Source organism: Variovorax sp. J22G73 (assembly GCF_030317035.1).
Lineage (GTDB): Bacteria > Pseudomonadota > Gammaproteobacteria > Burkholderiales > Burkholderiaceae_C > Variovorax.
The window spans coordinates 832,833-845,370 of record NZ_JASZYK010000002.1; the positions used below are offsets into that span (position 1 = coordinate 832,833).

At 71.3% G+C, this 12,538-nt stretch carries 10 protein-coding genes; 3 read left to right on the top strand and 7 right to left on the bottom strand.

Annotation, left to right across the window (positions count from 1 at the left end; translation table 11 throughout):
• Positions 1 to 24: 24 nt before the first annotated feature.
• The 3 genes from QTI51_RS11945 (at position 25) to QTI51_RS11955 (ending at position 2,978) form a co-directional block, all read left to right on the top strand.
• Complete coding sequence (locus QTI51_RS11945) at positions 25 to 984, top strand: ABC transporter substrate-binding protein (RefSeq protein ID WP_116907184.1); 960 nt, start codon at positions 25 to 27, stop codon at positions 982 to 984.
• A gap of 143 nt (positions 985 to 1,127) precedes the next feature.
• Positions 1,128 to 2,357 (top strand): GAF domain-containing sensor histidine kinase, encoded by a 1,230-nt coding sequence (locus tag QTI51_RS11950; protein ID WP_286515794.1) that lies wholly within the window; start codon positions 1,128 to 1,130, stop codon positions 2,355 to 2,357.
• A gap of 75 nt (positions 2,358 to 2,432) precedes the next feature.
• Positions 2,433 to 2,978, top strand: a complete 546-nt coding sequence (locus tag QTI51_RS11955) for an SET domain-containing protein (protein WP_116907182.1) — start codon at positions 2,433 to 2,435, stop codon at positions 2,976 to 2,978.
• Positions 2,979 to 2,994: 16 nt separating this feature from the next.
• Here QTI51_RS11955 and QTI51_RS11960 read toward each other — a convergent pair whose 3' ends face one another.
• From QTI51_RS11960 to QTI51_RS11990, 7 genes are all read right to left on the bottom strand, one after another.
• On the bottom strand, positions 2,995 to 3,300 hold the full coding sequence (locus QTI51_RS11960; RefSeq protein WP_286515793.1) for a DUF1090 family protein: 306 nt from the start codon (positions 3,298 to 3,300) through the stop codon (positions 2,995 to 2,997).
• A gap of 105 nt (positions 3,301 to 3,405) precedes the next feature.
• On the bottom strand, positions 3,406 to 3,903 hold the full coding sequence (locus QTI51_RS11965; protein ID WP_286515792.1) for a vWA domain-containing protein: 498 nt from the start codon (positions 3,901 to 3,903) through the stop codon (positions 3,406 to 3,408).
• Between the two features lie 140 nt (positions 3,904 to 4,043).
• Positions 4,044 to 5,138 carry a magnesium chelatase ATPase subunit I gene (locus tag QTI51_RS11970; RefSeq protein WP_116907180.1) on the bottom strand — a complete coding sequence of 365 codons (1,095 nt, stop codon included), beginning with the start codon at positions 5,136 to 5,138 and terminating at the stop codon, positions 4,044 to 4,046.
• Entirely contained in the window at positions 5,135 to 9,013 is a 3,879-nt protein-coding gene (gene cobN, locus QTI51_RS11975; RefSeq protein WP_116907179.1) for a cobaltochelatase subunit CobN, read from the bottom strand. The genes QTI51_RS11970 and cobN overlap by 4 nt, the downstream gene beginning before the upstream one ends.
• Before the next feature lie 42 nt (positions 9,014 to 9,055).
• Positions 9,056 to 10,123, bottom strand: a complete 1,068-nt coding sequence (gene cobW / locus QTI51_RS11980; RefSeq protein WP_116907178.1) for a cobalamin biosynthesis protein CobW — start codon at positions 10,121 to 10,123, stop codon at positions 9,056 to 9,058.
• A gap of 125 nt (positions 10,124 to 10,248) precedes the next feature.
• Positions 10,249 to 10,926 carry an energy-coupling factor ABC transporter permease gene (locus tag QTI51_RS11985; protein WP_116907177.1) on the bottom strand — a complete coding sequence of 226 codons (678 nt, stop codon included), beginning with the start codon at positions 10,924 to 10,926 and terminating at the stop codon, positions 10,249 to 10,251.
• A 46-nt stretch (positions 10,927 to 10,972) separates the two neighbouring features.
• A complete protein-coding gene (locus QTI51_RS11990) occupies positions 10,973 to 12,517 on the bottom strand; it encodes a PepSY domain-containing protein (RefSeq protein ID WP_116907176.1) in 1,545 nt (514 codons plus the stop codon).
• Between the last annotated feature and the right edge of the window lie 21 nt (positions 12,518 to 12,538).

The following is a 12,538-nucleotide window of genomic DNA, read 5'->3' on the forward strand; positions in this document are numbered from 1 at the left end:
CCCGTACCGCGTCGTCCTGCCTCGATGAACTCCCCCGCCCTGCCGAACCCCGCGCCGCACTGGCCACAGCCGCTTTCCAGCACCGTGCGCCAGGTGCGGCAGATTGCCAAGGCGGCGGCCTTCGTGGCGCTGGGCTTCGGGGCGGCGGCGCACGCAGCGCATGCGGCCGGGAGCATCCGGCTCGAAGACGACCGCGGCACCACGGTCGAGCTGCAGGCGCCGGCGCGGCGCATCGTGTCGTTGATGCCTTCGCTCACAGAAACGGTGTGCGCGCTCGACGCCTGCGACCGGCTGGTGGGCATCGACCGCCACGCCAACTGGCCGGCCTCGGTCAAGGGCCTGCCGCAGGTGGGCGGCATCGACGACGCGAACATCGAGCGCATCGTGTCGCTCAAGCCCGACCTGGTGCTGCTGCGCCCGCGCAGCCGCGCCGCCGAGCCGCTGGAGCGCCTGGGCATCAAGGTGCTGGCGCTCGACGCCAAGACCCATGCCGACATGCGCCGTGTGATGGAAACCGTGGCCCGCGCCACCGGCCGCCCCGGCGCGGGCGAGGCCTTCTGGCGCAAGCTGGACGCCGGGCTGGACGCCGCGCGGGCCCGCGTGCCGGCCGGCTGGCAGGGCCGGCGGGTGTATTTCGAGGTGCACGGGGGCATGGCCGCGGCCAGCGAAAGCTCGTTCATCGGCGAAACGCTGGCCCGGCTGGGCCTGGGCAACGCGGTGCCGGGCACGCTGGGGCCCTTTCCCAAGATGAGCCCCGAATTCGTGGTGCGCGCCAACCCCGACGTGCTGATGGTGTCGGCGCTGGGCGAAATCTCGGCCATGGCCGGGCGGCCGGGCTGGTCGGCCATGTCGGCCATCCAGCGCGGGCGGGTGTGCAGCTTCGCCTCGGCGCGCTTCGACCTCATGATGCGCCCCGGCCCCCGGCTGGACGAGGCGGCCGACGCCATCGTGGCCTGCCTGGCCTCGCTGGACCCGAAGCCCTGACCGCGTGATCCCGTGACCCTGCGACCCTGCGCCGCCACGGCCATGTACCAAGACATGGTCCGCTGCAGTACCATTTCCGCATCTTGACCCCTGCGCCCGCCCCTTCTTCGCCTGCCGTGCCCGCTGTGCCTGGCACGGCCTTGGTGACTTCTTCGGCCTCCACTGTGCTCACCGTCGATCCGGCCGACGTCGATTCCGAAATCGCCATCGCACGCGACGTGGCCGCCATCGGGCGCATCAGCGCGGTGCCCTCCCTGCTCAAGGTCATCTGCCAGAACACCGGCATGGGCTTCGCCGCCGTGGCCCGCGTCACGGACGGCACCTGGACGGCCTGCGCGGTGGAAGACACCATCCAGTTTGGCCTGAAGCCCGGCGGCCAGCTCAAGGTTGAAACCACGCTGTGCAGCGAATCGCGCATGGCTCGCCAGCCCGTGGTGATCGACCGTGCCAGCACCGACCCCGTGTACTTCAACCACCACACGCCGCGCATGTACAACATCGAGAGCTACATCTCGGTGCCCATCATCCACAGCAACGGCGAGTACTTCGGCAACCTGTGCGCCATCGACCCGCGCCCGGCCGTGGTGTCCGACGCGCGGGTGGTGGCCATGTTCACCGCCTTTGCCGACCTCATCGCGCGCCAGCTGGAAACCGAAGACCGCCAGGAGCGCACCGAAACCGCCCTGCAGTCCGAGCGCGCCACGGCCGAGCTGCGCGAACAGTTCATCGCCGTGCTGGGGCACGACCTGCGCAACCCGCTGTCCTCGGTGGGCGCGGCGGCCGAACTGCTGGTGCGCCGGCAGACCGAGCCCGAGCTGGTCAAGCTGGGCAACCGGCTGAAAGCCAGCACGCGGCGCATGTCGGGGCTGATCGACGACGTGCTCGACCTGGCGCGCGTGCGCCTGGGCTCGGGCATGCACCTGAGCATTCGCGAGGCCGACTTTCTGGCCTCGGCGCTGACGGACGTGATCGACGAGGTGCGCGCGGCCAACCCGCGGCTGGACATTCGCGACGACATCGCCATCAACGGCGCGGTGCGCTGCGACCAGGGGCGCATCCAGCAGGTGCTGTCCAACCTGCTGGGCAACGCGGTGACGCACGGCGCGCCGGACAGCCCCATCACCGTGCGCGCGGCCATCGAGGGCGACCAACTGGTGCTGTCGGTGACCAACGACGGCGCGCCCATTCCCGAGGACGACCTCGCGAAGATCTTCCAGCCCTATTGGCGCCCGGCGCACAGCAAGCCCGGCGGCGGGCTGGGGCTGGGCCTGTACATCGCCTCCGAAATCGTCGCCGGCCACGGCGGCACGCTGCAGGTGAGTTCCTGCGCGAGCGAGGGGACCTGCTTCATGGCGACGCTGCCTGTCGCGTGACGGACATTTCGGGGCGCTTTGATTCCCGCCCCGGCTCCCGCTACCGTTTCGTTTTTCCGTTTTTTTCCTGACCCCATGAAGCACCGCAAGCAGACCTCGTCCACCCCATTCATCCGGGTGGGCCCCAGCGGCGTGCACGGCCTGGGCGCCTTCGCCACGCGCGACCTGCCCGCCGAGGCTTTCCTGGGCCTGTACGAAGGCCGCCGCTACACCAAGGCCGAGATCGCCACCAAGGCCTGGGACGACCAGCTGACCTACCTGTTCACGCTGACCAACCAGGAAACCATCGACGGCGCCAAGGGCGGCAACGCCACGCGCCACCTGAACCATTCGTGCGAACCCAACTGCGAGGCGGTGGAGGAATACGACGAAGGCGGCGAGCTGGTGCTGAAGTTCCAGACGCTGGTGGCGGTGGACGCGGGCGACGAGCTGTTCATCGACTATTCGCTCACCGCGGACGACGGCTCGCCGCCGTCGAAGTACCCGTGCCATTGCGGCTCGCAGGCTTGCCGGGGAACGATGCTGGCGGCGCCTGACGAAGCCGAAGCCAAAGCCGACGCCGAAGCCGAAGCCGTCCAGGCGACGAACCCGAGCGAAGCGGTCGCGCCCACCGCGCTCTGAGGCGGCCGGTCGCCCGTCAGGGCGACTCGTTCTTCAGTTGCCGCAGCTGGTCTTCGGCGCGCTCGAGCTGCGTGCGCAGCGAGCGGATGTCCTGCTCCAGCTTGTCGATGCGCGCCGCCCGGCTGCCGGCCGGCGCCGGCGCCTTGCACCGGGCCTGCACCGCGTTCAACGCTTCGGCCAGTTGCTGGCGGCGCAGCATCTGGCCGCGCGAACGGGCAAGGTCGATGTCGCGCTCCAGCGATGCTTCTTCCGCCTGGCAGGCCGCGGCATCAGGCACCGCGGCGGGCTGGGCGAAAGCGGGCGTCGTCGGGGTCAGAACCATCAGCAGGGCAAAGGCAAGGGAAAGCGTTGCAGCCAGGGTCGGAAAGCAGGTGTTGAAGCGCATGCTGCACGGTAACGCAACGGCGATGCAAAAAGCCGCTCAGCCCTACACCGCGAGGTAGCGCGCATCCCATTGCGCGGCAAGCCGCCGCGCCCGGTGCAGCGGCAGGCGCGCGGCCTCGAAGTCGACCACGCACGCCACGTCCGCCGCCTGCGGGCGCGCGGGGCTTTCGCTGCTGCGGCCGTCGGTGAGCAGCCACAGCCAGCGTTGGCGCGATTCGTTCCTGGCCAGCAGCTGCTCGGCGCGCTGCACGCCCAGCGCCAGCGGCGTGCCGCCGCCCGCGGCAATGGGCGCGACCCAGTCGTCGTTCCAGGCGCTGGCGCGGCGCGGGGGCAGGCGGAGCTCGACCACCTCGCCGGCGAAGCACAGCAGCGCGACGTGGTCGCGGCGCTGGTAGGCCTCCTGCATCAGCGCGAGCAGCAGGCCCTTGGCGCGCGCGAGGTTGCCGTCGTTGCGCATCGAGGCCGAGCAGTCGAGCAGGAAGCAATGCAGCGCGCCGCTGCGCGACTGCTGCGGGCGATGGCGCAGGTGCGCGGCGCACAAGGCGTCGGCGCCGCGGGCCGCGAAGGTGCGCGGCCAGTCGAAGGCCGTGCCCTGCGTGGCGGGGCCATGCCATGCGTCCCTTTGCGTGCCCTGCCTCCGGTCACCCTGGCGTGCGCCAGCGGGTGCGGTGTTCCGGAGGCTCAGGCTTTTTTTGCGGCGGCCTGCTGCGAAGCGATGAGCGGGCGCAGCGGCTTCACGCGCTCGATGCCGACGGGCTCGGGGGGCATGGCGCCCCAGTCTTCCGCGTCGTTGCTGTCGTTGTTGCTGTCGCCGGCGTTGTTCGCAGATGCGGGGGCGTTTGTGGTATTTCTGGCGGAGGAGTTGGCGGGCGCAGGTGCTGCAGTGGGCGGCGCGCTTTCGGTGCCGGGCTTGCGCCGGTGCAGCAGCACCGCCTCGGCCACGCGCTGCACATGCGCTTCGTCGATCGTCGCCGCCCCTTCCCACGCCGCGAGCGCACGGGCCGATCGCAGCATGACGAGGTCGGCGCGCAAGCCGTCCGCACCGGCCGCGATGCACAGCGCGCTCACCGCTTCATGCACCGCGTCGCCATACGGCAGCGCGCGCGCATCGGCCACGAGCGCGCGCGCGCGCACCAGCGCCGCGGCCAGCTCGGCCTCTTCCTGCGCGTGCTTCGCGCGAAAGCCTTGCGGGTCGGCATCGAAGGCCAGCCGCGCGCGCACGATCGCCTGCCGCTCGGCCGCGTCCTCGATGTTGCGCAGCTGCACGCACAGCCCGAAGCGGTCGAGCAGCTGCGGGCGCAGCGTGCCCTCTTCCGGGTTCATGGTGCCCACGAGCACGAAGCGCGCGGCATGCCGGTGCGAGATGCCGTCGCGCTCCACCACGTTCACGCCGCTGGCGGCGGCGTCGAGCAGCGAGTCGATCAGCGCGTCGGGCAGCAGGTTGATCTCGTCCACGTACAGCACGCCGCCGTGCGCGCGCGCCAGCAGGCCGGGCGCGAACCTGAGCTCATGGCCGGCCAGCGCCTGGCCCAGGTCGAGCGTGCCGACCAGGCTTTCCAGGCTGGCGCCCAGCGGCAGCGTGACGAAGGGCGCCCCCGGCAGCAGCTCGGCCAGCGCGCGCGCGGCGGTGGTCTTGGCGGTGCCGCGCGGGCCTTCGATGAGCACGCCGCCCAGGCCCGGGTCGACCGCGGCCAGCAGCAGCGCCTGCCGCAGCAAGGGTTGGCCTGCGATGGCGGCGAAGGGGAACGGCACCGGCATCGGGGCGGCTGTGGTCATCGGGGGAGTCCTTCCATCTGCTGCTCGTGGTCGAGCAGCAGGTTTTCCAATTGGTCTTTGTAGCCGCCAGGCTGCTGCCACAAGCCGCGCTGCATGGCCTCGAGCAGGCGGCTGAGCATGTCGTGCAGCGCGCGTGGGTTGTGCTGGTTCACGAAGTCGCGCGTGTCGGCGTCGAGCACGTAGGCGTCGGCCACCATCGCGTACTGGTGGTCGCCGACCACGCGCGCGGTGGCGTCGAAGCCGAACAGGTAGTCCACCGTGGCGGCCATCTCGAAGGCGCCCTTGTAGCCGTGGCGCTTCACGCCGTCTATCCACTTCGGGTTGACCACGCGCGAGCGAATGACGCGGCTGATTTCTTCTTTCAGCGTGCGCACGCGCGGTGCCTGCGGGTTGCCGTGGTCGCCGTGGTACATGGCCGGCTGCCGGCCGCTCAGGTGGCGCACGGCGGCGGCCATGCCGCCCTGGAACTGGTAGTAGTCGTTGGAGTCGAGCAGGTCGTGCTCGCGGCTGTCCTGGTTCTGCATGACGACGTTCATGGCGCGCAGGCGGCGCGTGAGCGCGGCGGCTGCCGGCACGCCGTCGCTGCCCTGCCCGTAGGCATGGGCGCTGCCGCCCACGTAGGCCTTCGACAGGTCGTCGTCGGTCTGCCAGTCGCCGTGGTCGAACAGCGGCTGCAGGCCCGAGCCGTAGCTGCCGGGCGCCGAGCCGAACACGCGCCAGCCGGCCTGCAGGCGCGCGTCGTCGGGCGAAGCGCCCTGCGCCTGCAGCGCCGCGGCCTCGCGCAGGATGCGCGCGCGGATCGGGTTGCGCTCGGCGTCTTCGTCTTCCTGCGCCGCCACGGCCTGCACGGCGGCATCGAACATCTGCACCGCATTGGGAAAGGCGTCGCGGAAGAAGCCCGAGATGCGCAGCGTGACGTCGATGCGCGGGCGGCCGATGCCCACCGTGGGCAGCACCTCGAAATCGACCACGCGCTGGCTGCCCGGCGCCCACTTGGGCCGCACGCCGATGAGCGCGAAGGCCTGCGCCAGGTCGTCGCCACCGGTGCGCATGGTGGCCGTGCCCCACACCGACAGCCCCATCGCCACCGGGTAGTCGCCGTGCTCCTGCAGATGGCGCTCCACCAGCTGCGCGGCCGACTTCAGGCCCAGCATCCACGCGGTGGGCGTGGGAATGGCGCGGGTGTCGACCGCGTAGAAGTTGCGCCCGGTGGGCAGCACGTCGGGCCGGCCGCGCGACGGCGAGCCGCTGGGGCCCGGCGGCACGAAGCGGCCTTGCAGGGCGCGCGAGAACTGCAGCAGCTCCTGCGGGCCGCAGGCATCGAGCGCGGGCGCAAGGCTGCGTTCGACGCGGCGCATGACGGCCGCGGCCTGTGTCAGTTCGTGCGGGCACGCGCCCGCTTCCAGCAAACGTTGCGCAAGCAGCTCCAGCCGCTCGCGCGTGTCGCCCTGGTGCCGCCACGCGTCGGTGCTCACCGATTGCAGCAGCGCGGGGCGCGCGCCCTGCCAGGGCACGGCGGCATCGATGTCGAGCGGGTCGAAGGCGTCGCCGGGCAGCAGGTCTCTGGCCAACGCGCCGAGCAGCCCCGCGTTGTCGCCCGCGCCGTCCAGCGCCGGGTAGCGTGCCAGCGCGAGCAAGGTGTCGCGCCGCAGGCGGCCTTGCGGCGACGCGCCGAACACATGCAGCCCGTCGCGGATCTGCGTTTCCTTCAGCTCGCACAGGTAGGCATCGACGCGCGCGAGCACGGCGTCGTCTTCCGCGCCCGGCATGCCCAGCTCTTCGACCAGGTGCTGCGCGCGCACGGCCGACAGGATCTGCGCGCGCAGCACCTTGGCGCGGCGCGCGTCGACCAGCAGCGCGTCGTAGTACTCGTCGACCTGGCGCTCCAGGTCTTGCAGCGGCCCATGATTTTCGGCGCGCGTCAGCGGCGGCATCAGGTGGTCGACGATGACGGCCTGCGTGCGCCGCTTGGCCTGCGCGCCCTCGCCCGGGTCGTTGACGATGAAGGGGTACACGTTGGGCAGCGGCCCCAGGATGGCGTCGGGCCAGCAGGCCTGCGACAGCGCCAGGCTCTTGCCCGGCAGCCATTCGAGGTTGCCGTGCTTGCCCACGTGCACCACCGCGTCGATGGCGAACACGTCGCGCAGCCAGAAGTAGAAGGCCAGGTAGCTGTGCGGCGGCACCAGCTCGGCGTCGTGGTAGCTCGCGTAGTCGGCGGCACCTGATCCATTGGCGGCACCAAGCCCGCCAAGCCCACCAAGAGCGCGCGCGGGCTGGATGCCGACGAACACGCGGCCCAGCCGCAGCCCGGCGATCATGAAGCGGCCCTGGCGCACCATCGGGTCTTGCGCGGGCGTGCCCCAGCGCGCGTCGATGGCGGCGGCCATGCCCTCGGGCAGCGCCGCGAGCCGCGCGCTGTAGTCGGCCAGCGCGTAGCTCTGCCACGCGGGGCGCGCGGCCCATTGGTCGGGGTCGTTGGCAATGCCTTGCTGCAGCTTGCGCATGAGCGCGTCGCCGTCTTCGGGCACCGCATTCGCGGCGCCCAGCGCGTAGCCTTCGGCCTGCATCGCGCGCAGCAGGCCGACGACCGACGCGGGCGTGTCCAGCCCCACGCCGCTGCCGATGCGGCCTTCGCTGCCCGGGTAGTTCGCCAGGATGAGCGCCACGCGCTTGTCTTCGGCGCGCAGGCTGCGCAGCCTGCACCAGCGCCGCGCGAGCTCGGCCACGAAGGCGACGCGGTCGGGCTCGGGCTGGTAGTTGACCACCTCGGTCTGCGTGAGCTCGCAGCGGTGCGACAGCCCCTTGAAGCTGATGGCGCGCGTGACGATGCGCCCGTCCATCTCGGGCAGCGCGATCTGCATCGCGATGTCGCGCGGGCGCAGGCCCTGGCTGTCGGCCAGCCAGTCTTCGCGGTTGCCGCCGCTCACGATCACCTGCAGCACGGGCGCGTCGCCCGCCAGCGCGACGGCCTCGGCTTCGGCTTCGTCTCCATCGTCATCTTGCATGCCTTGCATGCCCTGCCCCAGCGCGGCGAACGCGGTGGTGTTCAGCACCAGCTGCACGTCGTGCGCGGCGCACAGCCCGCGAAAGGTCGACAGGCACAGAGGGTCCTTCAGCGAATCGAGCGCGACGGGCAGCGGGTTGAGCCCCTCGGCGCTCAGCGCGGCGGCCATCGCATCGAAAGCCACGGTGTTGCCCGACAGCAGGTGCGAGCGGTAGAACACCAGCGCCACCACCGGCGCATCCGCATGCCAGCCGGCGCGCAGGTCGTCGATGCCGGCCACGGTGTGCGCCGCGCCCATGCCGCCCATGGCGTGCGGCACGTGCAGCGCCACCTGCGGCAGGCTGCGCGGCGGCAGCGGCGCCTCGCCATGGCCCAGCCCGTGGAACGCCACCGAGCGCAGGAACTGCATCGCGTTGCCCGCGCCGCCGCTGCGGGTGTACTGCCACAGCTGGCGGCTCACGTCGCGCGGCACGGTGCCGCGCGCGAGCAGGTCTTCGTCTTCCTGCAGGTCGCCGGAGAACATGGCGAGCTGCTGGCCCTTGCGCTTGGCGAGCTTCTCGAGCTGCTGCAGCCCATAGGCCCATGCGGACTCGGCCCCCAGGTGGTCGACCACCACCACGCGCGCGTGCTGCAGCACCTCGTCGATGTACAGGTCGAGCGAGGCCGGCTGCTTCAGGTACATGAGGTTGGCCAGCCGCAGCGACGGGTAGCCGGGGTCGGTGGCCGCCAGCGCCGTGCGCGCCGCGGCAAGCAGCGCCAGCGTGGTGTCGGCCGAGCTGAGCACCACGATGTCGCCCGGCGTCTGGTCGAGCCGGGTGACGACGCTGTCGTCTTCGACGAAGCGGCCGGGCTGGGTGCTCAGCAGGTGCATGCGGTCAGGTAGTCAGGTGGCAGGTGGTCGGCTTTGAGGCCGTCAGGCAGCCACCGCGCTCACCTCGTCCAGCGCCTTGCGCAGCACCGCCTCGTCCAGGTCTTCGCCGATGAATACCAGCCGCGTGCGCTGCGCCTCGCCGTCGCGCCAGCGGCGGTCGAAGTGGTGGTCGAAGCGGCGGCCCACGCCCTGCACCAGCAGGCGCATCGGCTTGCCCGGAATGGCGACGAAGCCCTTCACGCGGTAGATGGTGTGCTGCTCGACCAGCGTGTTCAGCACGGCCAGCAGGCTGTCGCGGTCCACCGGCGGCAGCTCGATGACGAGCGAGTCGAACTCGTCGTGGTCGTGCTCTTCCTCGTGGTCGTGGTGGCTTTCGCGCAGGTGGATGGTGGCTTCGGCCGCGCGGCCCTGGCCCAGCAGCAGCGCGAGCGGCAGCCGGCCTTCGGTGGCGGCGACGATCTTGACCTCGGGTGGCAGCTCTTCGCGCACCAGCGCCTCGACCTGCGCGCGCGTGGCGTCGTCCATCAGGTCGGTCTTGTTGAGCACCACCAGGTCGGCGGCCGAGAGCTGGTCTTCGAACAGCTCGTGCAGCGGCGACTCGTGGTCGAGGTTGGGGTCGGCGCGGCGGGCCTCGTCGACCGCGGCGGGGTTCTCGGCGAACTGGCCCGAGGCCGCGGCGGGGCCGTCGACCACGGTGACCACCGAATCGACGGTGAAGATGTTGGCGATGTCCGGCCACTGGAAGGCCTGCACCAGCGGCTTGGGCAGGGCCAGGCCCGAGGTTTCGATGATCACCGCGTCGATGTCGCCGCGGCGCTCGGCCAGTTGCAGCATCACGGGCAGGAACTCTTCCTGCACGGTGCAGCAGACGCAGCCGTTGGCCAGCTCGTACAGCGCGCCTTCGCGCTCGTTGCCTTCGTCGTCGCAGCCGATGCCGCAGCCGCGGAGAATTTCTCCGTCGATGCCGAGCTCGCCGAACTCGTTGACGATCACCGCGATGCGGCGGCCCTCGGCGTTGCCGAGGATGTGGCGCAGCAGCGTGGTCTTGCCGCTGCCGAGGAAGCCCGTGACGATGGTGACGGGGATCTTGGCGTTGCTTGCTTGTGTCATGGGAGAAGGTCTTTCAGGTGGCTCGGGTCGCGGAGAGTCGCTGCGGCCGCCGCGATGAATGGCGAGAGCGCCCGCGGCAGTCGCCGGGGGCGCCCTCGAGAAGAGGAACGGTCAGCTTCGAAGGGTCAGACCGCGCTGTACAGCCGGCGCTCGACAAACGCCGAGCCCTGCAGGCGACGCCAGCCCTTGGCCGCGGCCAGCACGCCCAGGTCGACCAGCGGCTCGACCAGCACGACCGTCATGTAGGCGGCGCCGAAGCTGGCGATCTGGCCCAGGTTTTCAAGCCCCATGCCACGACCGTACAGCGCCCAGAAGCCGACCCACACCACGATGCCGCCCTGGTAGGCCACCGACAGCTTGAAGGCCTGCTGGTAGCTCAGGTCCACATAGGCCACGTTCTTCGGGATGATGCGGCGCGCCAGCGCGGCGGTGGCGAACAGCGGCACCAGCAAGGTGGTGACGTTCATGCCGAACTGGGGAATGTCCTGCGGCTCGAAGAACAGGCCCTGGATGAGCAGGCCGCCCGCCAGCCCGATGGCCGCGGGCGCCAGGCCGAACACCAGCAGCAGCGTGGTGCCCAGGATCAGGTGCACCTCCGACACGCCCACCGGGTGGTGCGGCAGCACCTCGAAGAAGCAGAACACCAGCGCCACGGCAATGGCCGAGCGCAGCGCCAGGCCGGCAAGGCCCTCTTTCACGGCGGTGTCGAAGGCCACCTTGCCCGTGTAGGCGAGCGCAGCGGCCGCCGTGGCGTAGCTGAGAAAAATCTTGGTTCCGTCGACGAGACCGGGTTCGATGTGCATCACGCACCTCCTGTAATGCACCGCAGTGCGAAAGTTGATTGTTCGTTCATGGGCTGGCTTGCGCAAGCCCCTTCGAGGCGGCGGCCGGCCCGGGCTTGCGCCGCAGCCGGCGCCAGCCGATCACCACGCCGCTGGCCGAGGCCACCGTGCCGACGATGGACAGCAGCCACACCACCAGGTCCCAGGCCGGCCGGTGCTGGATGAGCCAGGGAAAGTCCAGGCTGTGCGCCGCGTTGAAGAGCCAGCGGCGCAGGCGCGAATTGGCGTCGTTGCTGCCCGCGACCTGGCCGCTGGCGGGGTCTATGTAGACCCAGCTGCGCGCCGGGTCGTCGAACTCCACGCGCCACACGGGCAGCACGCGCTCGCGGTGGTGGCCGTACCAGTGGAAGTCTTCGCGGGTCTGCAGCACGGCCTGCGTCACGGGGGCGCCGGGCCGCAGGCGCGCGGCGGCGCGCCGTATTTCTTCCTTGCCGAACGACGCGGGCGCGCCCGTGGTGGCATCGACCACGCGCACGCGCGCCCTGGCGTCGCGCAGCTGCAGCAGCGGCTTGCCGTCGAACCACAGCAGCACGGCCTCGCGCGCGGGGGCGTCGCCCGTTTCCGTCGGCAACACGGCCGGCCGCCACGCCAGCGCCGGCGTGCCGGCCCCGGTGTAGCGCGCCATGGCCGCCGCGTCGAGCGGCCCGCGCTGGAACCAGCCGTTGGGGTTCATCGACAGCCAGCCGCTGATGATCCAGGTGAGCACGAAGAAGCCGCCGACCAGCCCGGCGATGTGGTGCCAGGCCATCCAGCCCGAATAAGGCGTGACCGCGCCGTTGCGAAACCGCCGCCGCAGGCGCACCCGCAGGATGCCGATGACGATGCCCGTCACCGCCGACACGATGCACGCCGCCGACAGCCACACCACCACCTCGTGCCACAGCGGCGGGTCGGCGCGCAGCGGCGTGAAGTAGATCCAGTGCGGCACCGAGCCCAGCCAGTTCCAGAAGCGCTCCGAGCGCGTGGTGTCGCGCACCACCTCTCCATTGCGCTGCGACACGTACAGCTCGGTGCCGGCCGCGTCGTTCAGCGCGATGCGGTGCAGCGGGCGCAGCGGGTTCAGGCCCTGCGGCACGGTCCACTGGTCGCGCTCCAGCGTCTCGGCCCAGCGCGCGTTCGCGTCGTCCGGGTGGCCGGAGAAGGCGCGCGCGATGACCTCGGCCTGCGCGGCATCGACCGGGCCGGGCACGTGGCCGTCGCGCGCCGACACCGTGTGCCGCCCGCCGCGCGCATCGACGATGCGCCACACCGGCCCCGCGTCGCTGCCGGCCTGCATCTCCAGCCCGATGCGACGCGGCTGCAGGGCGCGCACGTCCTCCGGCAGCACCTGCAGCGCGGCCATGGGCGACACCTGCGCCTGCTCGAAGCGCAAGGGCGCGAGCCCGGCCAGCCGCTCTTCGTCGGTGAGGTTCGGGTAGCCCACGTACATCATCACCACGCCCGAGACGAACCACATGACGAACAGCAGGCAGCCGCCGATGCCCAGCCACCGGTGCGTCCAGTAGAGCCAGTGCCGGATGCGCGGCCAGGCGCGGCGCCAGATGGATGTCATGCGGAAGCCATTCGGTCGTCG

What these genes read in the sequence shown, in the direction of transcription:
- QTI51_RS11990 (WP_116907176.1), bottom strand. Translation starts at nt 12,517, where the DNA reads ATGACATCCATCTGGCGCCGCGCCTGGCCGCGCATCCGGCACTGGCTC.
- cobW (WP_116907178.1), bottom strand. Translation starts at nt 10,123, where the DNA reads ATGACACAAGCAAGCAACGCCAAGATCCCCGTCACCATCGTCACGGGC.
- QTI51_RS11955 (WP_116907182.1), top strand. Translation starts at nt 2,433, where the DNA reads ATGAAGCACCGCAAGCAGACCTCGTCCACCCCATTCATCCGGGTGGGC.
- QTI51_RS11970 (WP_116907180.1), bottom strand. Translation starts at nt 5,138, where the DNA reads ATGACCACAGCCGCCCCGATGCCGGTGCCGTTCCCCTTCGCCGCCATC.
- QTI51_RS11985 (WP_116907177.1), bottom strand. Translation starts at nt 10,926, where the DNA reads ATGCACATCGAACCCGGTCTCGTCGACGGAACCAAGATTTTTCTCAGC.
- QTI51_RS11960 (WP_286515793.1), bottom strand. Translation starts at nt 3,300, where the DNA reads ATGGTTCTGACCCCGACGACGCCCGCTTTCGCCCAGCCCGCCGCGGTG.
- cobN (WP_116907179.1), bottom strand. Translation starts at nt 9,013, where the DNA reads ATGCACCTGCTGAGCACCCAGCCCGGCCGCTTCGTCGAAGACGACAGC.
- QTI51_RS11945 (WP_116907184.1), top strand. Translation starts at nt 25, where the DNA reads ATGAACTCCCCCGCCCTGCCGAACCCCGCGCCGCACTGGCCACAGCCG.